The following is a 23,566-nucleotide window of genomic DNA, read 5'->3' as shown; positions in this document are numbered from 1 at the left end:
CGCGGTGAGCAACCTCCTCGCACTGGTGCCGGTGCTGCTGGTCGACGTGGCCTTCCTCGTCGTGGTGGGGCTCCTGTCGCGGGGGCGGGTCCGGGTGCTGGGTCTGGCCGCCGGTGCGCTGTGGCTCCTCGGCAGCCTGCTCAACACGGTGGCCCTGCCGTACCTCTACACCCAGCTGGACCTGCCGCTGCCCCTGCTCTCCGGGCTCTTCGGGATCTCCCACTGGGTGGCGATGGTCCTGGTCGCCATCGCGCTGGTCGTCGGCGGTCGCGCCGAGGCCGCCCGACACAGCGGCGGGACGGAGGCGGGGGACCCGTCGCGTCCGGACCAGCCGCAGGGCTGGGGACAGGGACAGCCGTGGGGCCAGGATCAGCCGGCCCAGCCGCAGCCGTACCAGCAGGGAGACCCGCAGCGCCCGCAGCAGCCGCCGACGGACTGGCAGCGCCAGCAGCCGCCGACGGACTGGCAGCGTCAGCAGCAGCCGCCGAACCAGCTCTGACCGGCTGGCGACCCCGGGCCGCCTCGGGCCCCGGCGCAGGCAGCGAGGAGCGTCGACCGTGGCGACGAGGTCACGCGCGCGGGCGCCGTCCGCTCAGGTCGAGACGTCGGGCTCCGTGGCCTGCCGCACCTGCTCCAGCGTGACGTCGGGGGCCAGCTCGACCAGCCGCAGCCCCTCGCCGGTGACGTCCAGGACGCACAGGTCGGTGATGATCCGCTGCACGACCCGCCGGCCGGTGTAGGGCAGGGAGCACTCGCGGACGATCTTGTGGTTGCCGTCGCGGGCCACGTGCTCCATCACCACCACCACCCGGCGGGCGCCGTGCACCAGGTCCATCGCCCCGCCCATGCCCTTGACCATCTTGCCGGGGATCACCCAGTTGGCGATGTCGCCGTGCTCGGAGACCTGCATCGCCCCCAGGATCGCGATGTCGATCTTGCCCCCGCGGATCATCCCGAAGGAGTCCGCGGAGTGGAAGGTGGCCGCTCCCCGGCGCAGGGTGACGGTCTCCTTGCCGGCGTTGATCAGGTCGGGGTCCTCATCGCCCTCGTAGGGGTAGGGCCCGACGCCCAGCAGCCCGTTCTCCGAGTGCAGCACCAGCTCGACGTCGTCGGGGACGTGGTTGGGCACCAGCGTCGGCAGGCCGATGCCCAGGTTCACGTAGGAGCCGTCGGTGAGCTCGGCGGCCGCCCGGGCCGCGATCTGGTCACGGGTCCAGCTCATCGCCGCTCCTCCCCGGCGCCGGGGCGCGGGCGCACCGTCACCTTCTCGATCCGCTTCGTCGCCGCCTGCTCGGGGGTGAGCGGCACCACCCGGTGCACGAAGACGCCGGGGGTGTGCACCTGGTTGGGGTCGATCTCGCCGGGTTCGACCAGGTGCTCCACCTCGGCCACGGTCACCCGGCCCGCCATGGCGCAGACCGGGTTGAAGTTCTGCGCGGAGTCGCGGTAGACGAGGTTCCCGTGCCGGTCGCCCTTCCAGGCGTGCACCAGGGCGAAGTCGGCCACGATCGCGTGCTCCAGCACGAACTCCTTCTCCCCCTCGTCCGTGGCGAACCGCTGCACCACCTTGGGCGGGGAGGACAGCAGCACCTCGCCCTCGGGGGAGTAGCGCCAGGGGATGCCGCCCTCGGCCACCTGGGTGCCCACCCCGGAGGCGGTGAAGAAGGCCGGGATGCCCACCCCGCCGGCGCGCAGCCGCTCCGCCAGCGTGCCCTGCGGGGTGAGCTCCACCTCCAGCTCGCCGCTGAGGTACTGCCGGGCGAACTCCTTGTTCTCCCCGACGTAGGAGGCGATCACCCGGCGGATGCGGTGCTGGGCCAGCAGGCGTCCCAGCCCCCAGCCGTCCACGCCGCAGTTGTTGGAGGCGACCTGGAGGTCGGTGGCGCCCTGCTCGAGCACCGCCTCGATCAGCACCTCGGGGATGCCGCAGAGCCCGAACCCGCCGACGGCCAGGCTCGAGCCGTCCCCGACGTCGGCCACGGCCCGGGCCGCGTCGGCCACCACCTTGTCCATCCGCTCCACCTCTCCGTCGACGGCTCACGATAACCACAGCCGGCGCGGCCGGGGCAGCGAGGCGAGGAGGTAGCGTCGAGCGGGTGCCCTCCGACCCCGCCGTCCCTCCGCCCGCCGACGACCGGCCGGTGGCCGACCCCGAGGAGATCCGCACGTTCTGGGCGGTCGCCCGCTCCCGGGCCCGGCTGAACCCGCTGCCCGCCTACTTCGGGCCGACGCCGCTGGAGGCGGTGGTCCCGCCGGCGTGGTCCTTCGGCGCCACCTCGGACCAGGCCGACGCGCTGCTGGCGCTGGTGCTGGCGGGGACGAAGACCGCCACCGCCGGCGCCGCCTGGGACTACGAGGCCGAGGACGTCCCGCTGCCTCTCGCCGGCACCCTGGCCATCGTGCTCGACGGCGCCGCGCACCCCCGTGCCCTGGTCGAGACGACCGACGTCCGGGTGGTGCCCTTCGACCAGGTCGACCCCGAGCACGCCCTGCTGGAGGGGGAGGGGGACGGGTCGCTGGAGCGGTGGCGCGAGGAGCACCGACGCTTCTTCACCGCACACTCGACCTCGGGGCGCCAGTTCGCACTGGACATGCCGGTGGTCCTGGAGCGCTTCCGGCTGGTGCACCCGGTGCGTCGGAAGGCCTGGCCGTTCGGCTGAGCCCGGACGCGACGAAGGCCGGACCCTGGAGAGGATCCGGCCTTCGTGCTGTGTGTCGGGGTGACAGGATTTGAACCTGCGACCTCGTCGTCCCGAACGACGCGCGCTACCAAGCTGCGCCACACCCCGGCGCCGATCGACACCAGGTCGGGCGGGCCGTGGACGAGTGTAGCCGACCTCCCGGGGCCGCGCACATCGACGCGGCCGGGCCCGGACGCCCGGGCGCTCAGCCGCGCGCCGTGAGGGTCAGCAGGGTGGCCTCGGGAGGGCAGGCGAAGCGGTAGGGCGCGTACGGCGAGCCGCCCAGCCCCGCGCTGACGTGCAGCGCCGCGGTGTGGCGTGCGCCGTCGTCGGTGCGGGCGGTGTGGGAGCTGAGGCCCTTGACCCGGGCGGGGTCGAGGTCGCAGTTCGTCACCAGCGCCCGCCCGCCCGGCAGGCAGACCTGACCGCCGTGCGTGTGTCCGGCCAGCACCAGGTCCAGGCGGTCGGCGGCCATCGCGTCCAGCACCCGCAGGTAGGGCGCGTGGGTGACCCCGATCGAGACGTGGTGGTCCGGTGCCGGGGGGCCGGCGACGCTGGCGTAGTCGTCGAGCTCGAGGTGGGCGTCGTCGGTGCCGCGGAGCTCGATCCGCACCCCGTGCACCTCGACGGTGGTGCGGCGGTGGGTGAGGTCGCGCCAGCCGTGCCCGCTCAGCCGCGCCACCATCTCCGCGGTCGGCAGGTCCCGCTCACGCTCGGCGGTGCGGTTGGCCCCGGAGGAGAAGTAGCGCAGCGGGCTCTTCCGCACCGGGCTGTAGTAGTCGTTGCTGCCCAGCACGAACACGCCGGGCCGCTCCAGCAGACGTCCGAGCGAGGAGATCAGCGGGTCCAGGGCGTCGGCCGAGGAGAGGTTGTCCCCGGTGTCGACGACGAGGTCGGGCTCGAGGGCGGCCAGCCGGGCCACCCACTCGCGCTTGGCCCGCTGCCGGGGCAGGAGGTGGAGGTCGGACAGGTGCAGCACCCGGACGGGGGAGGAGCCGGGCGGCAGCAGGGCGACCTGGTGGCGCCGCAGCCGGAAGGCGCGCGGTTCGACCAGCACCCCGTAGCCGAAGCAGCCGAGGCCGACGGCAGCCGTCGCAGCCAGGCCCCGGAGCAGCGGCCTCACTCGTCCTCGTCCTCCTTCTCCTTCTTGCGCTCCTTCTTCTTCTGCTCCTCCTGCTGCTGCTTGCGCTCCGCGGCCTCCTCGCGCTCGGCCGCCTCCTCGCGCTCCGCGGCCTCCTCGCGCTCGGCGGCCTCCTCGCGCTCCTGCGCCTCCTGGCGCTCCTGGGCCTTCTTGCGCTCGGCGGCCTCCTCGCGCTCCTCGGCGCGCTCCTGGGCCTCCTCGCGCTCCTCGGCGCGCTCCTGCGCCTCGGCCCGGTCCCGGGCCCGCTCACGCGCCTCCTGCTGGGAGTTGTCGCGCGGCTTCGGCGCCGGTGGCGGGGGCGGGCCGGCTGAGAAGTACATGTAGATGGGTGCGGACTGCTTCACCCGACCGGTCGGCCCGATCCCCAGGTAGGTGCCCCGGGGGTAGCTGCTGGTGGTGCGGGTCTCGACCACGCTGAACCCGGCCTTCTCCAGCTTGCGCCGGGCCGCGTCGGCGCTGAGCCCGGAGACGTCGGGGACGTCGACGTCCTTGCCCTGGCGCAGCTCCTTGGAGGGCTTCTTGAACTTGCCCTTCTTCTTGCCCTCGAGGGCCTCGGTCATCGTGGGCTTCCAGATCTTCGCGCCCGCGTCACCACCACCGGAGCCACCCAGGAAGTTGCCGCTGGCCGGCAGCTGGAGACCCTCGAGCGAACGCTTCCGGCCCTTCCAGAACTTGCTGGTCTTGTCGACCGCGATGGAGGCGCAGCCCGCGACCTCGGGGCTGTAGCCGCAGAACCAGACCGCCTCGGTGCTGTCGGTGGTGCCCGTCTTGCCGGCCAGGTCGTGACCGTCGTAGATCATGGCCGGCGACCCGGTGGCGGTCATGACGCCCTTGAGCAGGCTGTTCACGCCGCGGGCCACGTCGGAGTCCATCACCCGGTCGCAGCCGGCCTGGGGGACCTCGATCTCGTCGCCGTTGCGGGCGGTGATCGACTCGACGATGACCGGCTCGCAGTGCACGCCGTCGGCGGCGAAGGTGGAGTAGGCCTCGGTCATCGACAGCGGGGTGACGTCCACCGAGCCCAGCGGCAGCGAGAAGATGACGCTCTGGTCGGTCATCGGGTCGCCGTTGGACAGCTGGACGCCGGCCTTGTCCATCATCTTGGTGACGTCGCACATGCCGGTGTCACGCCCGAGCTGCAGGAAGTAGGTGTTCACCGACCACTGCATGGCCACGTCCATGGCCATGTTCCCGTTGCGGCCGGTGGAGTTCTTGGGCTTGTAGCCCTTGGGCACCTTGACCGTGCCCTCGCAGGACTGGAAGGTCTCGTCGCTGAAGTCCATCCGCGACGGCGCGGTGTAGCGCTTGGTCATCGGGATGCCCTTCTCCAGGGCGGCGGCGGCGGTGAACGCCTTGAAGGTCGAACCGGCCTGGAACCCCTCAGCGCCACCGAGGGACTCCGGCACGGCGTAGTTGTAGTACGTCTGCCCCTTCTCGGTGCCCATCTCGGGCCGCGACTGGGCCATGGCCATGATCAGGCCGGTGCCCGGCTCCACCATCGTCATGGTCGAGATGACGGGGTCCTTCGGGTCGATCAGGTCCGAGATCGCCTCCTCGGCGATCCGCTGGGTCTTCTTGTCGACCTTGGTCTCGATGCTGAGCCCGCCCCGGAGCAGCATCGACTCGCGCTCCTCCTTGGTCTTGCCCAGCTTCTCGTTCTGCAGCAGCGTCTGCCTGACGTAGTCGCAGAGGAACGGGAACTCGGTGCCCACGCAGCCGTTGGGGGCGGTGGTCACGTCGCTGGGGTCCCACTCCTCCTCCTGGGCCTCGTCGGCCTGCTTGTCGGTGATGATCCCGATCTCGGGGTCCGACATCCGCTCGAGCACCACGTTGCGACGCTCCACGGCCGCCTCGGGGAAGCGGCGGGGGTCGGTGGCGGTGGGGTTCTGCACCAGACCGGCGAGCATGGCCGCCTCGTGCACCTCGAGGTCCTTGGCCGACTTGTCGAAGTAGTGCCGCGAGGCCTGCTCGACGCCGTAGGCCCCGTCGCCGAAGTAGGCGATGTTCAGGTAGCGCTCGAGGATCTCGTCCTTGGTGAGCTTCTTCTCCAGCGCGATGGCGTAGCGCATCTCCTGGATCTTGCGGCCGTAGCTCTTCTCCTGGGCGGCGATCACGCCTTCCTCGTCGCCGTTGGCCTTCGCCTTCTCGACCTGCACCATCTTCACGTACTGCTGGGTGATGCTGGAGCCACCCTGGGTGGCCCCGCCGGCGCTGTTCTGCAGGAACGCGCGCAGCGTGCCGGCGACGTCGATCGCGCCGTGCTCGTAGAAGCGGTGGTCCTCGATCGCGACCTGCGCCTGGCGCATCACCGGGGCGATGTCGTCCAGCGGGACGTAGACGCGGTTCTCGTCGAAGAAGTAGGCGAGCACCGAGCCGTCGTTGGCCAGCACCCGCGAGCGCTCCGGCTGCGGTGGGGTCTCCAGCTCCTCGGGCAGCAGCTCCATGCTGCTGGCCGCGGCCTGGCTGCCCTGCCCCGCCATGGCGGCGAAGGGGACGACCAGACCGGCCCCCAGCAACCCCATCAGGACGCTGACGACCACGAACATGACCGCGGAGTAGGCGACGCTCCCCACCCGCTTAGAACTCACCGGCATGGCCACAGGGTACGTGGGCACCCCGGCCCGCAGAAATCACCGCGCGGGACGACTGCACCGCACGTCAGGGGAAAGGGGTGCGCAGCACCGCCACCACCACCGGGTCCGCGGCCGTGAGGACCCGGTGCCAGTCCTATCGACTCGTGTTCCCGCCCGCAAGTCGACACTTCTGCGCTGGTCAATTCGGCCGCATTGTTGTAGCGTTCACCTCGACGTTGCGGGGGCGCGTCCTTTTGTCGTTCTCTCCTCGCGCGCGTCCTGGCGATCGGGGGGTCGCCAGAACTCGTTCTGACGGGATCTGAAGTTGACAACCAGCAATGACACCGAGGCCTGGGCCACTCAGGCGAAGTGCCTCGGCACCAAGGACGTCCTGTTCGCCGAGGGAGCCGAGCAGCGCAAGGCCCGCACCCTCTGCCAGGGGTGCCCGGTCCGCCTGCAGTGCCTGGCCGAGGCCCTGGACAACCGCATCGAGTGGGGCGTCTGGGGCGGCATGACCGAGCGCGAGCGGCGTCACCTGCTGCGCACCCGCGGCAACGTCACCTCCTGGCGGCAGGCGCTGCAGCCCAGCTGAGCCGGCCGCCGCACTCCGCGGCACCGCTCCGTCGTCGTTCCTCAGCGGTCCTCGGCGGCCAGCAGCTCGCCCACCGCCCGGAGGTCGGCCAGCGCCGTGACGTCGCCCGGCAGGGCGGCCACCGTGGTGAGCGGCAGACCGGGTGCGGCCGTGCCGAAGCGGCGCACCGCCTCGCGCTCGCGGAGCACCTGGTGCATCCGCGTCGCGTGACTGCGCAGCGCCACGGCCTCGAGCCCGTCCTGCGGCAGGTCCTCGGCCATCGACCAGGCGCGTTCGGGTGAGAGCGCGACGGCCGAGCCGTGCAGCCGGTTCACCACCACGCCGGCCAGCGGCAGCGACTCGTCGCGCAACCGCTCGACGAAGAACGAGGCCTCCCGCAGCGCCTCGCGCTCGGGGGTGGCCACCACCAGGAACGTGGTGTGGGGCGAGGCCAGGTTGGCCAGCGTCGCCTCGGCGCGCTGGCGGAACCCGCCGAACAACGTCTCGAAGGCCGACACGAAGGTCTGCACGTCGGTCAGCACCTGCGCGCCGAGCACCCGGCTCATGGCCGAGGTCACCAGGGCCAGCCCGGCCCCCATCAGCCTCATCGGCCCGCGGGCGGGGTTGAGCAGCAGTCGCAGCAGCCGCCCGTCCAGCAGCGAGCTCAGGTGCTCGGGGGCGTCGAGGAAGTCCAGCGCCGAGCGCGAGGGCGGGGTGTCGACCACGATCAGGTCCCAGCGGGCCTCCTGACCCCGGCCCCTGTCCAGCCCCAGCTCGCTGCTCAGCTGGCCGAGCTTCTCCATCGCCATGTACTCCTGGGTGCCGGAGAAGGAGGTCGAGAGCGCCTCGTAGAAGGGGTTGGACAGGATCTGCTCGGCCTTCTCCGGACTGGCGTGGGTGGTCACCACGTCGTCGAAGGTCCGCTTCATGTCCAGCATCATGGCGTCGAGGGAGCCGCCGGCGGTGCGGTCCACCGAGGCCACCGGGCGCGGGGTGTTGTCCAGCTCGGCCACCCCCAGCGACTGGGCCAGCCGGCGGGCCGGGTCGATGGTCAGCACCACCACCCGCCGCCCCTGCTCGGCCGCCCGGAGGGCCAGCGCCGCCGAGACGCTGGTCTTGCCGACGCCGCCGGAGCCGCAGCAGATCAGGATGTGCCGGCTCCGGTCGGCCAGCAGCGCGTCCACCTCGAGCAGCGGGGTGGTCCCCGGACGTCCCCAGGCCCGGTGGGCCAGCACCGTCTCGGTGCTCACGCCGCCGGCGTCTCCTCCGGTGCTCATGCGACCTCCTCCGGGAGCTGGGTGGCCAGCGAGCCGGCCAGGGTGAGCAGGGCCGAGCGGTCGATCCCGGCCGGGTCCTTGGCCAGCTCGACCATCGGCAGCCCGCAGGTCTGCAGCCGGTCGTAGCAGTCCTGCTCCTGGCGCAGGGCGGCCAGCTCGTCGGCGAACTCCCGGGTCAGCGCCTCGTTGTCGGCGGTGGCCAGACCGGGGACGTCCAGCACCGGGTCGGTGTCCAGCGCGGCCAGCGCCTCCGCGCTCAGCGGGGTCGGGGTGACCATGGTGCAGACGACGGTGCCGACGGTGATCCCGGTGGGGCGCAGGTCCTCCAGCGCCTCCAGCGTCTCGGTCACCGGCATGTCCTGCAGCAGCGAGACCAGGTGCACCACGGTCCGCGGCGAGCGCAGCACCGTCATGATCGAGTCCGCCTGGGAGTGGATCGGGCCGACCCTGGCCAGCCCGGCCACCGCCTCGTGGACGTTGAGGAACTGCGCGATCCGCCCGGTCGGCGGGGCGTCCAGCACCACCGCGTCGTAGGAGCTCCGTCGGCCCTTCTCGCGACGACGGACCGCCTCGTAGACCTTGCCGGTGAGCAGCACGTCGCGCAGCCCGGGGGCGATGGAGGTGGCGAAGTCGTAGACCCCGAAGCGGTCCAGCGCCCGTCCGGCCAGCCCCAGCCGGTAGAAGGTGGCCAGGTACTCCTGCAGGGCGTCGCGGGCGTTGACCGACAGCCCGTGCACCTCGCCGCCGTCGTCGGTGCGCAGCAGCCGGCGCTCCTCGTCGCCCTGCAGAGGGCTGGCGCCGAACAGCTGGGCCAGCCCTCCGCGCCCCTCCACCTCGCAGAGCAGGACGCGGCGCCCGCCCCGGGCCAGGGCGACGGCGAGGGCACCGGCGACGGTGGTCTTCCCCGCACCGCCCTTGCCGCTGACGATGTGCAGCGTGTGCCGGGGCTCGGACATGGGCCCAGGGTAGGGCGTGCCGGCAACGCCACCCGCGGTCGACGCGGACCGCCGGTCGGTCCGCCGCCTGCGGTCGCGGCCACCGGCGGCCCCCGGCCTCGTGAGAGGCTGGCGCCATGACGAAGTGGGAGTACGTGACCGTGCCGCTGCTGGTGCACGCGACCAAGCAGATCCTCGACAACTGGGGCCAGGACGGCTGGGAGCTGGTCCAGGTGGTGCCCGGGATGAACGCCGAGAACCTGGTGGCCTACCTGAAGCGGCCCAAGCCGGACCAGTCGTGACCACGCCCTCGAGCCGGCTGACCGAGCTCGGCCTGACGCTGCCCGCGGTGGCCGCACCGCTGGCCGCCTACGTCCCGGCCACCCGGGTCGGGAACCAGGTCTGGACGTCGGGCCAGCTCCCGGTGGTCGACGGCGCGCTGGCGGCGACCGGCAAGGTGGGGGGCGCGGTCACCACCGAGCACGCCGCCGAGCTGGCCCGCACCTGCGCGCTGAACGGACTGGCCGCCGCGGCCGAGGTGGCCGGCGGGATCGACCGCGTCGCGCGCGTCCTCAAGGCCGTGGTGTACGTGGCCAGCGAGCCCTCCTTCACCGGTCAGCCGGCGGTCGGCAACGGCGCCAGCGAGCTGCTCGGCCAGGTGTTCGGCGAGTCCGGCCGCCACGTCCGCAGCGCGGTCGGGGTGTCGGTGCTGCCGCTGGACGCCCCGGTCGAGGTCGAGCTGGTGCTGGAGCTGGCCCCCGACGCCTGAGGTGCCCGAGGTGGAGCTCTGGAGCCGGGTGCTGGCCCCCAACCCGGGGCCGATGACGCTGGAGGGCACCAACACCTGGGTGCTGGGCGCCGGCAGCGGTCCGGCCGTGGTGGTGGACCCGGGCCCCGACGACGAGGGGCACCTGGACGCCGTGGCGTCGGCCTGCCCCGACGGCGTGGCCACCATCGTGCTCACCCACCACCACCACGACCACGTCGAGGGGGTGGCCGGTCTGGTGCAGCGCACCGGGGCGCAGGTGCGGGCCGTGCGCCACGACCTGTGCACCGGTCCGGTGCTGCGTGACGGCGACCGGCTCGACGTCCCTGCCGGGACCCTGGAGGTGCTCCTGGTGCCCGGGCACACCAGCGACTCCCTCGCCCTGCTGCTCGACGACCCCGCCGGCACGGTGCTGCTCAGCGGGGACACCGTGCTGGGCCGCGGCACCACCGTGATCGCCCATCCCGACGGCCACCTGCAAGACTACCTGGACTCGCTGCGACGGCTGCAGCAGGTGGTCCGGGAGCGGAAGGTGGTGCGGGTGCTGCCCGGGCACGGGCCGGAGGTGGAGCGCCCCGCGGAGGTGCTGGCGGAGTACCTGCGGCACCGGCTGGACCGGCTGGAGCAGGTCCGCTCGGCCCGGGCGGGCGGCGCGAGCACGGCGGAGGAGGTCGTGGCCGCGGTCTACGGCCCGCTGGAGCCGGTCCTGCACGGGGCGGCGCTGCGCTCGGTGCGGGCCCAGCTGCAGCACCTGGACAGCGACGGCTGACGGAGGACACGTGGCCATCCCCAAGGTCCTCGGCTGCTACCGCTTCACCCCGCTGGCCGACCCGGCGGCGGTGCGGCTCTGGCAGCTCGAGCTGTGCCGGCGGCTGGGGCTGCTCGGCCGGGTGCTGGTCGCCGAGGACGGGATCAACGCCTCGCTGGCCGGCGACGTCACCGTCCTCAAGAGCTGGCTGAGGGCCACCCGCGAGCACGAGCCGTTCGCCGGGCTGGAGCCGTCGTGGACCGACGGCACCGGGTCGGAGTTCACCCGGCTGCGGGTGCTGCACCGCCCCGAGCTGGTGACCTTCGGCGTCCGGGTGCCGGTCGACGAGGACGGCGTCCGGGGCACCGGCCGCCGGATCAGCCCCGCCCAGCTGGACGCCCTGGTGGCCGAGCGCGGCGAGGAGGTGGCGCTGCTGGACGGCCGCAACCGGTGGGAGGCCTCGATCGGGCGCTTCGCCGGTGCGGTGGTGCCCGACGTCGAGACCACCCGCGACTTCGTCATGCTGCTCGACGAGGGCGGGCTGGACCACCTCAGGGACCGTCCGGTGATCACCTACTGCACCGGCGGCATCCGCTGCGAGGTGCTGTCGGCGCTGATGGTCCAGCGCGGCTTCGAGGAGGTCTACCAGCTCGACGGCGGGATCCTGGCCTACGGGCGCGACGTCGGGGACGCCGGCCTGTGGCAGGGTGCCCTGCACGTCTTCGACCAGCGGCACTCGATCAGCTTCTCCGACGCCGTGGTGGCCGTGGGGGAGTGCGGGGTCTGCGGGGGACCGGCCTCCCGGGTCGCGGACTGCCGGGCGGCCTGCTGCGGGAGGCGCGTCCCGCTCTGCGACGCCTGCGCGACGGAGGACCGTTGCGCGGAGCACCGGGTGGTCAGCGGGCCCGGCGCTCGATCCGGTCGACCGCCAGCAAGGTGACCGAGCGGGGCTCCAGCCGGATCCAGCCGCGGGCGGCGAAGTCGGCCAGGGCCTTGTTCACGGTCTCCCGGGAGGCGCCGACCAGCTGGGCCAGCTCCTCCTGGGTCAGGTCGTGGTTGACCAGGATGCCCTCGCTGCGCGGGTTGCCGAAGCGGGCGGCCAGGTCCAGCAGCGCCTTGGCCACCCGGCCGGGGACGTCGGAGAACACCAGGTCGGCGACCACGTCGTTGGCCCGGCGCAGCCGCTCGGCCAGCTGGCCCAGCAGCGCGCGGGAGACCTCGGGACGTCCGGTCAGCCACTTGGCCAGCTCCTCGTGCTCGAGGCAGCGCAGCTCGACCGGGGTGACCGCGGTCGCGGTGGTGGAACGGGGGCCGGGGTCGAAGACCGACAGCTCGCCGAACATCTGACCCGGACCGAGGACGGCCAGCAGGTTCTCCCGGCCACCGGAGCCGCTGCGGCCCAGCTTCACCTTCCCCGAGATCACGACGTAGAGCTGGTCGCCCGCGTCGCCCTCGTGGAAGAGGACGGCACCGCGGCGGAGGTTGATGGTCGACATCGCCTCAGCCAGGGCTGCCGCCGCCTCGCCGTCCAGCTCCCTGAACAGCGGGGCCTGCTTGAGCACATCCGGGTCCACGCGTCACCTCCGTTTCCGCCCGGAACACTACCCACATCGTCCGCCGCCGCGCACACGAACGCCGGGGCGCCGAACCCGTCAGGCCCAGCGCCTATCCTGCGGAGCATGCCCGCCGCACCGCGAACCGAGACCCCGGTCGCGCTCACCCGCCGAGCCCGCGCCATGAACCGGGCGCTGGCCGAGCAGTACCCCGACGCCCACGTGGAGCTGGACTTCAGCACGCCGCTGGAGCTGCTGGTGGCCACGGTCCTCTCGGCGCAGTCCACCGACAAGCGCGTCAACACCGTCACCCCGACGTTGTTCGCCCGCTACCCCGACGCCGTCGCCTACGCGGGCGCGGACCAAGCCGAGCTGGAGGAGCTGATCAAGCCCACCGGCTTCTTCCGCGCCAAGTCCACCGCGCTGATCAAGCTGGGGGCCGCGCTGGTCGCCGACTTCGACGGGGAGGTCCCCGGCCGGCTGGAGCAGCTGGTGACGCTGCCCGGTGTCGGGCGCAAGACCGCCAACGTGGTGCTGGGCAACGCCTTCGGGGTGCCCGGGATCACCGTCGACACCCACTTCGCCCGGCTGGTGGGCCGCTTCGGCTGGACCGCCGAGACCGACCCGGTGAAGATCGAGCACGCGGTGGCCGCGCTGTTCCCCCGCAAGGACTGGACGATGCTGTGCCACCACGTGATCTGGCACGGCCGGCGGCGCTGCCACGCGCGCAACCCCGCCTGCGGGGCCTGCCCGCTGGCCCGCTGGTGCCCCTCCTTCGGCGAGGGCCCGACCGACCCGGCCGCGGCGGCGAAGCTCGTCCGCGAGCCGCGGGGGTGAGGGTGCGGCCGGGGGACCGGCGGCAGGGTCGCGTCCGGCTGGGCGGTCTGCTCGGCGCGGTGCTGGCCGTGGCCCTGCTGCTCACCGGCTGCACCACGTCCGGGGTGCAGCGGGGCAGCAACCCGCCCGGCACGCCCACCGTGGCCCCCGGACCGCCCGGCTCCAACGGTGCGGAGGTGGACGCGGCCCGGGTGGCGGCCGGCATCGCGGACTGCCCGGCCACGGACGCCTCCGCCGCCCCGGTCGAGGACGGCCTGCCGGCGATCACCCTGCCCTGCCTCGGCGGAGCCGGCGAGGTGGACCTGTCCCGGCTCCGCGGACAGCCGGTGATGGTGAACGTGTGGGCCTCCTGGTGCGCCCCCTGCCGCGCCGAGGCGCCCTACCTGGCGGAGGTGGCCGGGCAGACCGAGGACGAGCTGCTGACCCTGGGTCTGCTGTACCAGGAGAACGACAAGCTGGCCGCCGTCGACCTCGCCGCGGGCACGGGTCAGCGCTACGCCCACCTGGTCGACGACGAGCGGGCGATCCAGGTCCCGCTCCGCGTGCTGGGCCCGCCGATGACCTTCTTCGTCACCGCCGACGGGCGGCTGGTGCACACCCACGTCGGGCCCTTCGCCGACGCCGACCAGCTCCGCGGCCTGCTCGCCGAGCACCTCGGCGTCACCGCCTGAGGCCCCGGCCCGAGGTCAGATGACGTGCGGGGTGTCGCCCTCGCCGACCAGGGGCAGCCCGCGCTCCTGCCACTCACCCATCCCGCCGGCCACGTTGGTGGCGGTGAACCCGTTCTGGTTCAGCCAGGCGGTCACCCGCGCGGACCGGCCGCCGGAGCGGCAGATCACGTACACCTCCTCCTCGGGGGGCAGCTCGCCGTAGCGCTCGGCCAGCTCGGTCATCGGCAGGTGCTGGGCGCGCTCGGCGTGGCCGGCCGCCCACTCGTCGTCCTCGCGCACGTCCAGCAGGCGCGCGTCCTCGGGGATCTGGTCGATGGTCACGGTGGGGACGTCCATGCCCTGGACGCTACCGCCCGCGTCCGACGTGGTTCGATCGGTCCGTGAACGAGCCCCCCGTCGACGCCGTCGTCGTCCCCGCCCCGGTGCTGCAGACCTTCGTGACCGAGGCGGGCGAGGCGTCCGGGCTCTCCCCGGCGCACGCCGCGCTGCTGGCCGGGCTGCTGGTGGACAACGACTGCCGCGGCGTCTTCTCCCACGGCAGCACCCAGCTCACCACCTACTCCCGGCTGCTCCGGGAGGGACGCCTCAACCCGGACGCGGAGCCTGCGGTCGTGCGCGAGACGCCCACCAGCCTGCTGGTCGACGGCGACGGCGGCCTGGGCTACTTCGCCGCCCACCTCGGCACCCGGCTGCTGGTCGAGCGGGCCCGGGAGCAGGGGATCGCGGTGCTGCTCACCCGCGACCACGGCCACTTCGGGGCGGCCGGGCTCTACTCCCGGATGACGCTGGAGCACGACCTGCTGACCTTCGTCACCTCCGGGCACCAGCTCGACCTGCAGCCCGGCTCCCCGGTCTTCGCCGCGGGCGGCGGCTCACCGATGTCGTTCAGCGCGCCGACCCAGGACGAGGACCCCGTGGTGCTCGACTTCGGCGCCATGCACGACCTGTACGACGACAGCCCGCACCGCGACCAGATCTCAAGGGACGCCCCGGGCCTGGCGCTGCGCGCCATCGGCCTGGGTGCGGTCTGCCAGGCCTGGGGCGGGGTGCTGGCCGGTGTCCCGCTGGACCCGGCCCGGGCCCGGCGCCGGTGGGCCGGGGCCAACCAGGGGTCGCTGGTCATCTCCTTCCGGATCGACCTGTTCTCCGACCCGGCCGACTTCCGCCGCGAGATGGACGCCTACGTCCGCGCCGTGCGCGCGCTGTCCCCGCTGCCCGGTCTGGACGCCAGCCTGCTCCCCGGCGGCCCGGAGGCCCAGCGTGAGCGGCGGTTCCGCGCCGAGGGCGTCCCGGTCGGCCCCGAGCACCGCGACCGGCTCCGGGAGACCGCTGCCGAGCTCGGCCTCACCGCCCCGTGCTGAGTCCCGCCCGCCCCCTGACCGCCTGTATGTCGTCGCGATCACGGCCGGCGTGCCGCGGCGTGTCCCGCAGCCCCGAGCCATCCCCGTACACGTCTCCAGGGACGACCCACCGAGAGGACCACCATGACCACCTTCCCCGCTGACTTCGTCTGGGGCACGGCCACCGCCTCGTACCAGATCGAGGGTGCCGTCGCCGAGGACGGGCGCCGTCCGAGCACCTGGGACACCTTCGCCCGCACCCCCGGCAAGGTGTGGAACGGCGACACCGGCGACGTGGCCTGCGACCACTACCACCGCTTCGCCGAGGACGTGGCGATCATGGCCGACCTCGGGGTGGACGCCTACCGCTTCTCCGTCGCCTGGCCGCGGGTCGTCCCCGAGGGCACCGGGGCGGTGAACCAGGCCGGTCTGGACTTCTACCGCCGGGTGGCCGAGACCTGCCTGGAGCACGGCGTGCAGCCCTACGTGACCCTCTACCACTGGGACCTGCCCCAGCCGCTGGAGGACGCCGGGGGCTGGCTCTCGCGGAGCACCGCCGAGGCCTTCGCCGAGTACGCCCGGATCACCCACGAGGCGCTGGGGGACGTGATCGGGTCCTGGATCACCCTCAACGAGCCGTGGTGCTCCGCGCTGCTGGGCTACGCGGCCGGCGTGCACGCCCCGGGCCAGCAGCTGGGCACCCGGTCGCTGGAGGCGGCCCACCACCTGCTCCTCGGCCACGGGCTGGCCGTGCAGGCGATGCGGGCCGACGGCGGCGAGGCCCCGCTCGGCATCACGCTGAACCTGCACGCCGTCCGGGCCGCGTCGGACTCCGAGGCCGACCTGGAGGCCGCGCGCCGCTACGACGGGCTGGGCAACCGGCTCTTCCTCGACCCGCTGCTGCGCGGTGCCTACCCCGAGGACGTGCTGGCCGACACCGGCACCACGGAGTGGTTCGCCGAGCGCTCCGACGACCTCGCCACCATCGCCGAGCCGATCGACTTCATCGGGATCAACTACTACAGCGCCCACACCGTCGCCGCCCCCGAGGACGGCCGGTTCAGCGACCCCTCGCTGCCCACCCCGACCCCGGGCAGCGAGCGCGTGGTCACCGTGGACACCGGCGCGGAGAAGACGCAGATGGGCTGGGAGATCCACCCCGACGGGCTGGTCGACGTGCTGGCCCAGGTCCACGCGCTGGCCCCGGGGCTGCCGCTCTACGTCACCGAGAACGGGTCGGCCTGGCCCGACGAGGTGGGCCCCGACGGCCGGGTCGAGGACGAGGACCGGCGCCGCTACCTCGAGGCCCACCTCGAGGCGTGCCGGGAGGCGGTCGCCCGCGGGCTGCCGCTCAAGGGCTACTTCTGCTGGAGCCTGCTGGACAACTTCGAGTGGGCTTTCGGCTACGACCGCCGGTTCGGCATCGTCCGGGTGGACTACGAGACCCAGCAGCGGACGGTGAAGCGGAGCGGTGAGTTCTACCGCGACTTCGTCGCCCGCGAGCGCGGCTGATCCCCGGCTGCCGTCCGGCTCCTCGGGGCGCCCTCGCACCCGCTCGCCCGTCCCGCTCCGCTCCTCCCGGGGGACGACCTGAGTCCAGGTCGTCGACGCGTCTCGGGCATGCTGTCCGCACCACCCGGCTGACCGCGAGAAGAGCTGCCATGTCCGTGCCCCCCGGTCCGCCGCCGGAACCGTCCGAGCCCCAGGGGCGACCGGACTTCGTCCGCGGTGACGGGGACACGACCGGGGCGGGCGGCTGGTCGACCTACCCGACCGGTGCGGAGCCGCGGCCGTACCCGGAGCCGCGGACGTACCCGGAGCCGTCGCCGTACCCGGCGCAACCGGCGGACCGGGTGCAGCCGCCGTACCGGGTGCAGCCGCCGTGGCCGCCGGCCCCGGCGACGCACCAGGTGTGGACGCCGCGGCTGCAGCCGGTCGGCGGCCTGGCCAGGGCCACGGTGGTGCTGTCGGCGGTCTACCTGGCCGTCTCCTGGCTGGCCACCCTGCTGGCCTTCCCCGCGGCGGCGCGGTACCGCGCCGCCGACGACGCCCTGGGGGTCTCCACCCCCTACGACGCCGTCTCCTCGGCCTCCTTCTTCCCGATGCTGGCCGCCTGGATCGTCACCAGCGTCTGGCTGGGCACCGCCCGCACCAACGCCCTGACCATCCGTCCGGGGTCCCCGCACCAGCACGGCCCGGCCTGGGTCTGGCTGGGCTGGGTGGTCCCGATCGTGTCGCTGTGGTTCCCCTACCAGGTGGTCCGCGACGTCTGGCGGGTCAGCGGCCCGGTGGACCGGTCGCTGCTGGGCTGGTGGTGGGGCACCTGGGTCGGGGGCCCGCTCGTCATGAACGCCGCCGGGGCGTTCGTGCCGTTCAGCGGTCCGGTCGGCAGCTCGGTCGGCGCTCTGGGGCCGACCGCCCTCCTCGGGACGGCGGTGCTGACGGTCTCCTTCGTGCTGTGGGTGCGGATCGTGCGCACCATCACCGACGAGCAGGAGCGGGTCGGCCAGGAGTGGCGGACGGGCCCGCGCTGAACGCGGGCCCGCGCTGAACGCGGGCCTGCGCTGGACGCGGGCCGCGGCAGCCCCGGGTCAGACGGGGACCGCGGTGACCACGACGTTGTCGCGGTAGCCGTCCTCGGGGTCGAAGGGCCCGCCGCAGGTGATCAGGACGAGCCGGGGCGCGGAGTCGCGGTCGAAGAGGTCCTCCAGGGGCACGTCCTCCTTCTCCAGCCGGACGCCATGCTCGACCCGGTAGCGGTGGTCGCGCCCGTCGTCGGTGCGGACGGTGACCTCGGTGCCCGGGGGGAGGGAGGCCAGCCCGGCGAAGGGTCCGACCCGGTCGAGGCTGTCGACGTGCGCGGCGAGCACCACCGAACCGCGCTCGCCGGCCGGGGACGGGCCGAAGCGGTACCAGCCGACGACGTCGGGGGAGGTGGGCAGCTCCATCCGGCCCTGCTCGGTGACGCCCACGGGGACCACGTCCATCGGGGTCCAGCCGCCGACGGTCAGCCGCTCGGGGGAGGGGGCGCGGCGGTCGTCCTGCCGTGCCGGACGCACCGGGACGGAGGTCACCGGGCGGGTGCTGCGGGTCGGTTCGGGAGCGGGCCGAGCGGTGGGGCCCGGCGGAGGCTCGGTGCTGCTGGCGGTGGGGGCGCCGACCGGGACGGGGGCCAGGGCCGCAGCGCCGACCGGGGCGGGTGCAGCCGCCCCGGCCAGCGTGCACGCGCAGAGCGCGATGGCGCCCACCAGGCCCGGGAGCGGGTGCGGACGCACCGGCCCCCGGGCCCGGCGGGGAGCTCGTCGGTCGAGCACGGTCAGCGGGTGGTCCCAGCACCCACGCGACGACGGAGCACGAGACCCGTCAGCAGGGCCATGACGCCCAGACCGGCGACGACCGCCGGGCTGGTGCCGCTGGCCAGACCAGAGGTACCGGCGTCCACGCCACCGGGGGTGCCGCCGTGGGCGGAGATCGTCTGGACCGCGAGGTCGAGGTTGTCGTCCTCGAGGCTGCCCCAGGCGTAGGCCACGGTCAGGGTGCCCTCGGAGACGGTGACGTCGGCCGGGCCGATCACCGGGTCCTCGGTGCCGGCGGCCGCCACCGCGGCGGACACCGTCCCGGCGGGCAGCTCGAGGCTGGCCTCGTCGGGGTTGCTGAGGTCGCTCACCACGGCCTCGCCACCGGCCAGCACGTCCACGGCCGGTGCGGCGGCGGTGTGTCGGACGGTCAGACGTCCCTCGCCGGCGGCCAGCTCGGACAGGTCGTTCTCGAACAGGGTGGCCGTGGGGTCGCCACCCTCGTCCAGGTGGGCCACGGCGGTGTAGTTGCCACCGTCGCTGAGCTCGAGGTCCACCGGGCCGATGGCCGGCTCGGAGTCGTCCTCGGCGTCGGCGGCGGTGATGGCCACGGAGTAGGTGCCGGCGGGGAGGTCCAGCGGACCGCCCAGGTCACCGGGCTGGAAGTCGTCGATGGTGAGCTCACCGTCGACGTAGACGTCGACCGGCAGGTCGGGGACGGCGTGCAGGACGGAGAGCTGGGCTCCCTCGGCCGCCGAGGCCGGGACCACGGCGCCGGCAGCCAGGCAGAGCCCGACCCCGGTGGCGAGCAGTAGTGGGTGACGCATCGTTGTGCCTCCTTCTTCCCGTCGTGCAGGACGGGATAGTGGTTGCCGTGTCTTCCACGGGTGGTGCCCATCTGGACGCGTTCTCCCGTTCGTCGTCGTGACCTCGGTCCCGTGCCACCGTCCGGAGCGGCTGCCTTGCCGGTCGGAGGACCGGCCGGAGGAGGGCGCAGCCTCCACCGACGGACAGCCCCGGGAGGAGGTGCGGCCCTCGGCCTAGGCTGACGGGGTGCCTGTCTGGGACCCCGCTCTGCTCCGCTCCGCCCTCGCGGGTCCCGTGCGTCCCGGGGGCATCGGCATCCGCCCGGGCGTGGGTGCGCGCGAGGCCGCGGTGCTGGTCCTGCTCGGTCCCACGCCGGGGGTCGAGGACGTCGACGTCACCCTGGTGGAGCGGGCCTCCACCCTGCGCCACCACGCCGGTCAGATCGCCTTCCCCGGCGGCGCCCGCGACCCCGGGGACGTCACCCTGGAGGACACCGCGCTCCGGGAGGCCGAGGAGGAGATCGGCCTCGACCCGGCCGACGTCGAGATGCTCGGCCGACTGCCCTCGGTGCACGTGGAGGTCAGCTCCTTCGACGTCACCGCCGTGGTCGCCCGCTGGTCCGGGCAGCACCCGCTGACCCCGCGGGACCCGGCCGAGGTCGCCGCCGTGCACCGGGTGCCGCTCTCGGTCCTCACCGCCGCCGAGCACCGGGTCACCGCCACCCACCCCCGGGGCTACACCGGCCCGGCCTTCGTGGTCGACGACCTCTTCGTCTGGGGCCTGACCGCCCACCTGCTCGACGCCGTGCTCGACCTCGCCGGCTGGCAGCTCCCCTGGGACACCGCCGTCCGGCACGCCGTCCCCCGCCGCTTCCTCAACGACTCCCGCCGCGACCGCGGCCCCCGCCCCGCCTGACGCCCCGAGCCGCTGGCGGTGCGACGTCTGACCGGGCAGTCCCGGCCGCACGTCGCACCGACGCGGGGGGAGGGGGGCGCGGCGAACCCCCGGGTTCTCCTGGTGGGCACCTGGTGTTCAACCCGGGGCCCGAGAACGTCACCCCCGGGTCCTAGGTTGGTGCCCGGGCCCCGCCGGGTCCTCTCCCGCGTCCCCGCGAAGGAACCCCGATGACGTCGTCCACCCGCGCTCTCGCCGCCGCCCTCACCGGGTTGGCCACGCTCACCGCGTCGCTCTCGCTGACCACCCTCGGCACGCCGGCCCAGGCCGCGCCCGCCACGGACCTGGTGATCAGCGAGTACGTCGAGGGCACCGGCAACAACAAGGCGCTGGAGATCTGGAACGGCACCGGCGCCCCCGTGGACCTCAGCGGCTACCAGCTGCGGGTGGCCTTCAACGGTGCCGCGACGGCGAACCTGACCATCGACCTCACCGGCCAGGTGGCCGCGGGCGACGTGCACGTGGTGGCCGCCTCCGGTGCGGTCGCGGCGGTCACCGGCGCCGCCGACCAGACCACCGGGGCGGGGCTGTGGAACGGCGACGACGCCATCGCGCTGGTGCGCGGCGGGGCCGTCGTGGACTCCTTCGGTCAGCGTGGCGTCGACCCGGGGGCGGAGTGGGGAAGCGGACCGGTCTCGACCCAGGACGCGACCCTGCGCCGGCTGCCCTCGGTGTGCGAGGGCGACCGCACCGACGACGACGCCTTCGACCCCGCCCGCCAGTGGCAGGGTCTGCCGGTCGACACCTTCGACGGCCTCGGCTCCCACACCGCCGACTGCGGTGGTGACCCCGGCACCCCCGCCGCGGTGGTGCTCAACGAGTTCTCCGCCAGCACCGCCGGCACCGACGTGGAGTACCTCGAGGTCACCGGCCCGGCCGGCGCCGACCTCACCGGGCTCACCGTGCTGCAGGTCGAGGGCGACGCCACCTCCAGCGCCCAGGGCGACGTGGTCTCCGCCCACCCGGTGGGCAGCGCGGACGCCGACGGCCGCTGGCTGGGCGAGCTGCCCGCCAACACGCTGCAGAACGGCTCGCTCTCGCTGCTGCTGGTGACCGGCTACACCGGCCAGGTCACGCTGGACGCCGACCTCGACGGCACCCTGGACGAGGGCCTCGGCCTGGAGGTCGTCGACTCGGTGGCCGTCCTCGACGGCGGTGCCGGTGACCTGGGCTACGGGCCGACCGTGCTCACCCCGGGTTACGACGGCTCGGACTTCACCGTCGGCGGCGCGTCCCGCATCCCCGACGGCACCGACACCGACGCCACGTCGGACTGGGTCCGCAACGACTTCGACCTGGCCGGCGTCCCCGGGCAGCAGGGCAGCCTGACCGCCGGTGAGGCGCTGAACACCCCGGGCGCGGAGAACCGGACCACGCCCGCCGGTCCCGGCCCGGGGGAGCCGCTGGTGTGCGGCGACCCGCGGACGGCCGTCGGCGCCGTGCAGGGCACCACCGACACCTCGCCGCTGGCCGGCACCAGCACCACCGTCGAGGGCACCGTGGTCGGTGACTTCCAGACCGGTGGCTTCGACGGCTTCTACCTGCAGGACGCCGGCGACGGCGACGAGGCGAGCTCGGACGGCATCTTCGTCTACGCCCCCGGCGCCGGCGACGTGGCCCTCGGCGACACCGTGCGGGTGGCCGGGGCCGTGTCGGAGTTCCGGGGCCAGACCCAGCTCACCGCCACCGACCAGGAGGTCTGCGCCTCCGGTGGCGAGCTGCCGACCGCCGAGCAGCTGACCCTGCCGCTGGACGACGCCGAGGCCGAGCGCCACGAGGGCATGCGGGTCACCTTCGGCCAGAGCCTGACCATCCTGGAGTACTTCGACTACGGCCGCTACGGCGAGATCGCCCTCGGTCTGGACCGGCAGTACCAGCCCACCGCCCTCTTCGCCCCCGGTTCGCCCGAGGCCGAGGCCCTGCTGGCGAAGAACCTGGCCGAGCGGATCACCCTGGACGACGGCCGCAGCGTGCAGAACCCCGACCCGGCCCGCCACCCCGACGGCGGCGAGTTCACCCTCGAGAACACCTTCCGCGGCGGTGACCTGGTGACGGATGCCACCGGCGTGCTCGACTGGCGCTTCGACGAGTGGCGGATCCAGCCCACCGAGGGGGCCGAGGTCACCTCGACCAACCCCCGCCCGGAGGTCCCGGAGGTCGGCGGCACCACCACGGTGGCCTCCTTCAACGTGCTCAACTACTTCACCACCCTGGGTGAGCGCGGCGCCGACACCCCGGAGGAGTTCGAGCGTCAGGAGGCCAAGATCGTGGCCGCCCTGTCCGAGATGGACGCCGACGTGGTCGGCCTGATCGAGATCGAGAACAACGGCGGTCAGGCGGTCGACACCCTGGTCGAGGCGCTGAACGCCGAGGTCGGCGCCGGCACCTACGAGTCCGTGGACACCGGGGTGATCGGCACCGACCAGATCACCACCGCCTTCATCTACCAGCCGGCCGAGGTCACCCCCACCGGTGGGTTCGCAACGCTGACCACCGCCGACGACCCGCGCTTCCTCGACCAGCTCAACCGCCCGGCGCTGGCCCAGACCTTCACCGACCTCGGGACCGGGGGCGCGGTCACGGTCGCGGTCAACCACCTCAAGTCCAAGGGCTCGGGCTGCGAGGCCGTCGGTGACCCGGAGGACCCGGACGGCCAGGGCAACTGCAACGGCGTGCGCACCGAGGCCGCGAAGGCGCTCTCGGACTGGCTGGCCGACGACCCGACCGGCACCGGGGTGGAGGAGCAGCTGATCATCGGCGACCTCAACTCCTACGACCACGAGGACCCGATCACCGCGCTGGAGGAGGCCGGCTGGACCGACCTGCTGCTCCGCGACCAGGGCGAGCGGGCCTACTCCTACGTCTTCGACGGGATGCTCGGCTACCTCGACTACGCCCTGGCCAACGAGGCGCTGGTGGACCAGGTGACCGAGGCCGAGGACTGGCGGATCAACTCCGACGAGCCGAGCCTGCTCGACTACGACACGTCCTTCAAGGCCCCGGCCCAGGACGCGGTCTTCGCCCCCGACCCCTACCGCTCCAGCGACCACGACCCGGTGCTGGTCGGGATGGACCTGCAGGCCGACGACGTGACCGCACCGGAGCTGCGGCTCACCGCCAGCCCCGCCCGGATCTGGCCGCCCAACAACAAGGCCGTGCTGGTCGAGGTCGACGTCGAGGCCGTCGACGACTCCGGCGAGGAGGTGACGGTCGAGCTGGTCTCGGCCGAGGCCGAGGGGCGACGTGCCAACGTCAAGACCTACGACGACGAGCGCACCTTCCGGGTGGTCGCGGCCAAGGACGCGGTCTACACCTTCACCTACCGGGCCACCGACGGCGCCGGGAACAGCACCACCGAGTCGGTCACGGTCGAGGTGACCCAGCGGTGATCTGCTCCCGGGACTCCGGGCCAGGGG

24 protein-coding genes and 1 tRNA gene are annotated in these 23,566 nt (G+C 73.7%); 14 read left to right on the top strand and 11 right to left on the bottom strand.

Features of this window, described 5'->3' with window-relative positions:
• Positions 1-4: 4 nt before the first annotated feature.
• On the top strand, positions 5-499 hold the full coding sequence (locus tag BLT52_RS01055; protein WP_090589792.1) for a hypothetical protein: 495 nt from the start codon (positions 5-7) through the stop codon (positions 497-499).
• Between the two features lie 93 nt (positions 500-592).
• Here the strand turns inward: BLT52_RS01055 and BLT52_RS01050 are convergent, their stop codons facing one another.
• Together BLT52_RS01050 and BLT52_RS01045 are read right to left on the bottom strand one after the other, a co-directional pair.
• Entirely contained in the window at positions 593-1,222 is a 630-nt protein-coding gene (locus BLT52_RS01050) for a CoA transferase subunit B (RefSeq protein WP_090589790.1), read from the bottom strand.
• Entirely contained in the window at positions 1,219-2,013 is a 795-nt protein-coding gene (locus BLT52_RS01045) for a CoA transferase subunit A (protein ID WP_090589787.1), read from the bottom strand. The genes BLT52_RS01050 and BLT52_RS01045 overlap by 4 nt, the downstream gene beginning before the upstream one ends.
• Positions 2,014-2,096: 83 nt before the next feature.
• Between BLT52_RS01045 and BLT52_RS01040 the strand changes: the two genes are divergently transcribed.
• Positions 2,097-2,660, top strand: coding sequence for an ASCH domain-containing protein (locus tag BLT52_RS01040; RefSeq protein ID WP_197679142.1), 564 nt, complete (start codon positions 2,097-2,099; stop codon positions 2,658-2,660).
• A gap of 55 nt (positions 2,661-2,715) precedes the next feature.
• On the opposite strand, the gene BLT52_RS01035 is transcribed toward BLT52_RS01040, so the two are convergent.
• The 3 genes from BLT52_RS01035 to BLT52_RS01025 form a co-directional block, all read right to left on the bottom strand.
• Positions 2,716-2,789: transfer RNA gene (locus BLT52_RS01035), tRNA-Pro, on the bottom strand.
• Positions 2,790-2,886: 97 nt separating this feature from the next.
• The gene (locus tag BLT52_RS01030) at positions 2,887-3,804 is read right to left on the bottom strand and encodes a metallophosphoesterase (protein ID WP_197679141.1); all 918 of its coding nucleotides are present in this window, start codon (positions 3,802-3,804) and stop codon (positions 2,887-2,889) included.
• Positions 3,801-6,416 carry a transglycosylase domain-containing protein gene (locus tag BLT52_RS01025; RefSeq protein WP_090596159.1) on the bottom strand — a complete coding sequence of 872 codons (2,616 nt, stop codon included), beginning with the start codon at positions 6,414-6,416 and terminating at the stop codon, positions 3,801-3,803. Before BLT52_RS01025 ends, BLT52_RS01030 begins: the two co-directional genes overlap by 4 nt.
• A 304-nt stretch (positions 6,417-6,720) precedes the next feature.
• Between BLT52_RS01025 and BLT52_RS01020 the strand changes: the two genes are divergently transcribed.
• Positions 6,721-6,987, top strand: coding sequence for a WhiB family transcriptional regulator (locus tag BLT52_RS01020; protein ID WP_231946439.1), 267 nt, complete (start codon positions 6,721-6,723; stop codon positions 6,985-6,987).
• Positions 6,988-7,028: 41 nt separating this feature from the next.
• On the opposite strand, the gene BLT52_RS21160 is transcribed toward BLT52_RS01020, so the two are convergent.
• Both BLT52_RS21160 and BLT52_RS21155 read right to left on the bottom strand, forming a co-directional pair.
• Positions 7,029-8,243: an ArsA family ATPase gene (locus BLT52_RS21160; protein ID WP_090589783.1), complete on the bottom strand. Its 1,215-nt coding sequence runs from the start codon at positions 8,241-8,243 to the stop codon at positions 7,029-7,031.
• On the bottom strand, positions 8,240-9,199 hold the full coding sequence (locus BLT52_RS21155; RefSeq protein WP_090589781.1) for an ArsA-related P-loop ATPase: 960 nt from the start codon (positions 9,197-9,199) through the stop codon (positions 8,240-8,242). Before BLT52_RS21155 ends, BLT52_RS21160 begins: the two co-directional genes overlap by 4 nt.
• A 116-nt stretch (positions 9,200-9,315) precedes the next feature.
• Between BLT52_RS21155 and BLT52_RS01005 the strand changes: the two genes are divergently transcribed.
• From BLT52_RS01005 to trhO, 4 genes are read left to right on the top strand one after another with little or no spacing between them, the layout of a single operon-like run.
• On the top strand, positions 9,316-9,480 hold the full coding sequence (locus BLT52_RS01005) for a DUF4177 domain-containing protein (protein WP_090589779.1): 165 nt from the start codon (positions 9,316-9,318) through the stop codon (positions 9,478-9,480).
• Positions 9,477-9,947, top strand: coding sequence for a RidA family protein (locus BLT52_RS01000; RefSeq protein WP_090589777.1), 471 nt, complete (start codon positions 9,477-9,479; stop codon positions 9,945-9,947). The genes BLT52_RS01005 and BLT52_RS01000 overlap by 4 nt, the downstream gene beginning before the upstream one ends.
• Positions 9,948-9,957: 10 nt before the next feature.
• A complete protein-coding gene (locus BLT52_RS00995; protein ID WP_231946438.1) occupies positions 9,958-10,713 on the top strand; it encodes an MBL fold metallo-hydrolase in 756 nt (251 codons plus the stop codon).
• A gap of 10 nt (positions 10,714-10,723) precedes the next feature.
• The gene (gene trhO / locus BLT52_RS00990) at positions 10,724-11,632 is read left to right on the top strand and encodes an oxygen-dependent tRNA uridine(34) hydroxylase TrhO (protein ID WP_090589775.1); all 909 of its coding nucleotides are present in this window, start codon (positions 10,724-10,726) and stop codon (positions 11,630-11,632) included.
• Here trhO and BLT52_RS00985 read toward each other — a convergent pair.
• Positions 11,589-12,266 (bottom strand): Crp/Fnr family transcriptional regulator, encoded by a 678-nt coding sequence (locus tag BLT52_RS00985; RefSeq protein WP_090589773.1) that lies wholly within the window; start codon positions 12,264-12,266, stop codon positions 11,589-11,591. The two genes, trhO and BLT52_RS00985, sit on opposite strands and share 44 nt — an antisense overlap.
• Positions 12,267-12,371: 105 nt before the next feature.
• Between BLT52_RS00985 and nth the strand changes: the two genes are divergently transcribed.
• Both nth and BLT52_RS00975 read left to right on the top strand, forming a co-directional pair.
• Positions 12,372-13,082, top strand: coding sequence for an endonuclease III (gene nth, locus BLT52_RS00980; RefSeq protein ID WP_090589770.1), 711 nt, complete (start codon positions 12,372-12,374; stop codon positions 13,080-13,082).
• Positions 13,079-13,753 (top strand): TlpA family protein disulfide reductase, encoded by a 675-nt coding sequence (locus BLT52_RS00975; RefSeq protein ID WP_090589767.1) that lies wholly within the window; start codon positions 13,079-13,081, stop codon positions 13,751-13,753. Before nth ends, BLT52_RS00975 begins: the two co-directional genes overlap by 4 nt.
• A gap of 15 nt (positions 13,754-13,768) precedes the next feature.
• Here BLT52_RS00975 and BLT52_RS00970 read toward each other — a convergent pair whose 3' ends face one another.
• Complete coding sequence (locus tag BLT52_RS00970; RefSeq protein WP_090589765.1) at positions 13,769-14,089, bottom strand: rhodanese-like domain-containing protein; 321 nt, start codon at positions 14,087-14,089, stop codon at positions 13,769-13,771.
• Positions 14,090-14,133: 44 nt separating this feature from the next.
• Here BLT52_RS00970 and BLT52_RS00965 point away from each other — a divergent pair, with 44 nt between their 5' ends.
• The 3 genes from BLT52_RS00965 to BLT52_RS00955 all read left to right on the top strand — a co-directional run bounded on the left by BLT52_RS00965 (position 14,134) and on the right by BLT52_RS00955 (position 17,627).
• Positions 14,134-15,114 (top strand): Ldh family oxidoreductase, encoded by a 981-nt coding sequence (locus BLT52_RS00965; RefSeq protein WP_090589762.1) that lies wholly within the window; start codon positions 14,134-14,136, stop codon positions 15,112-15,114.
• A 123-nt stretch (positions 15,115-15,237) separates the two neighbouring features.
• On the top strand, positions 15,238-16,605 hold the full coding sequence (locus BLT52_RS00960; RefSeq protein WP_090589761.1) for a GH1 family beta-glucosidase: 1,368 nt from the start codon (positions 15,238-15,240) through the stop codon (positions 16,603-16,605).
• A gap of 149 nt (positions 16,606-16,754) precedes the next feature.
• A complete protein-coding gene (locus BLT52_RS00955; RefSeq protein WP_090589758.1) occupies positions 16,755-17,627 on the top strand; it encodes a DUF4328 domain-containing protein in 873 nt (290 codons plus the stop codon).
• Between the two features lie 57 nt (positions 17,628-17,684).
• On the opposite strand, the gene BLT52_RS00950 is transcribed toward BLT52_RS00955, so the two are convergent.
• Both BLT52_RS00950 and BLT52_RS00945 read right to left on the bottom strand, forming a co-directional pair.
• The gene (locus BLT52_RS00950) at positions 17,685-18,407 is read right to left on the bottom strand and encodes a class F sortase (RefSeq protein ID WP_157676904.1); all 723 of its coding nucleotides are present in this window, start codon (positions 18,405-18,407) and stop codon (positions 17,685-17,687) included.
• A gap of 2 nt (positions 18,408-18,409) precedes the next feature.
• Positions 18,410-19,216, bottom strand: a complete 807-nt coding sequence (locus BLT52_RS00945) for a DUF4397 domain-containing protein (RefSeq protein WP_090589754.1) — start codon at positions 19,214-19,216, stop codon at positions 18,410-18,412.
• Between the two features lie 331 nt (positions 19,217-19,547).
• Here BLT52_RS00945 and BLT52_RS00940 point away from each other — a divergent pair, with 331 nt between their 5' ends.
• Both BLT52_RS00940 and BLT52_RS00935 read left to right on the top strand, forming a co-directional pair.
• Positions 19,548-20,111: an NUDIX hydrolase gene (locus BLT52_RS00940; protein WP_407922618.1), complete on the top strand. Its 564-nt coding sequence runs from the start codon at positions 19,548-19,550 to the stop codon at positions 20,109-20,111.
• A gap of 209 nt (positions 20,112-20,320) precedes the next feature.
• Positions 20,321-23,539 carry an ExeM/NucH family extracellular endonuclease gene (locus BLT52_RS00935; protein ID WP_090589751.1) on the top strand — a complete coding sequence of 1,073 codons (3,219 nt, stop codon included), beginning with the start codon at positions 20,321-20,323 and terminating at the stop codon, positions 23,537-23,539.
• Positions 23,540-23,566 lie beyond the last annotated feature (27 nt).

Origin of the sequence: Auraticoccus monumenti (genome assembly GCF_900101785.1) — a bacterium.
Taxonomy (GTDB): domain Bacteria; phylum Actinomycetota; class Actinomycetes; order Propionibacteriales; family Propionibacteriaceae; genus Auraticoccus; species Auraticoccus monumenti.
This window is presented reverse-complemented; position numbering and strand designations above follow the sequence as displayed.

Excerpts from the sequence above, each read along its gene's own strand:
- BLT52_RS01050 (WP_090589790.1), bottom strand. The coding sequence starts at position 1,222 with ATGAGCTGGACCCGTGACCAGATCGCGGCCCGGGCGGCCGCCGAGCTC.
- BLT52_RS01045 (WP_090589787.1), bottom strand. The coding sequence starts at position 2,013 with ATGGACAAGGTGGTGGCCGACGCGGCCCGGGCCGTGGCCGACGTCGGG.
- BLT52_RS01025 (WP_090596159.1), bottom strand. The coding sequence starts at position 6,416 with ATGCCGGTGAGTTCTAAGCGGGTGGGGAGCGTCGCCTACTCCGCGGTC.
- BLT52_RS21160 (WP_090589783.1), bottom strand. The coding sequence starts at position 8,243 with ATGAGCACCGGAGGAGACGCCGGCGGCGTGAGCACCGAGACGGTGCTG.
- BLT52_RS21155 (WP_090589781.1), bottom strand. The coding sequence starts at position 9,199 with ATGTCCGAGCCCCGGCACACGCTGCACATCGTCAGCGGCAAGGGCGGT.
- BLT52_RS01005 (WP_090589779.1), top strand. The coding sequence starts at position 9,316 with ATGACGAAGTGGGAGTACGTGACCGTGCCGCTGCTGGTGCACGCGACC.
- nth (WP_090589770.1), top strand. The coding sequence starts at position 12,372 with ATGCCCGCCGCACCGCGAACCGAGACCCCGGTCGCGCTCACCCGCCGA.
- BLT52_RS00970 (WP_090589765.1), bottom strand. The coding sequence starts at position 14,089 with ATGGACGTCCCCACCGTGACCATCGACCAGATCCCCGAGGACGCGCGC.
- BLT52_RS00960 (WP_090589761.1), top strand. The coding sequence starts at position 15,238 with ATGACCACCTTCCCCGCTGACTTCGTCTGGGGCACGGCCACCGCCTCG.
- BLT52_RS00955 (WP_090589758.1), top strand. The coding sequence starts at position 16,755 with ATGTCCGTGCCCCCCGGTCCGCCGCCGGAACCGTCCGAGCCCCAGGGG.
- BLT52_RS00945 (WP_090589754.1), bottom strand. The coding sequence starts at position 19,216 with ATGCGTCACCCACTACTGCTCGCCACCGGGGTCGGGCTCTGCCTGGCT.
- BLT52_RS00935 (WP_090589751.1), top strand. The coding sequence starts at position 20,321 with ATGACGTCGTCCACCCGCGCTCTCGCCGCCGCCCTCACCGGGTTGGCC.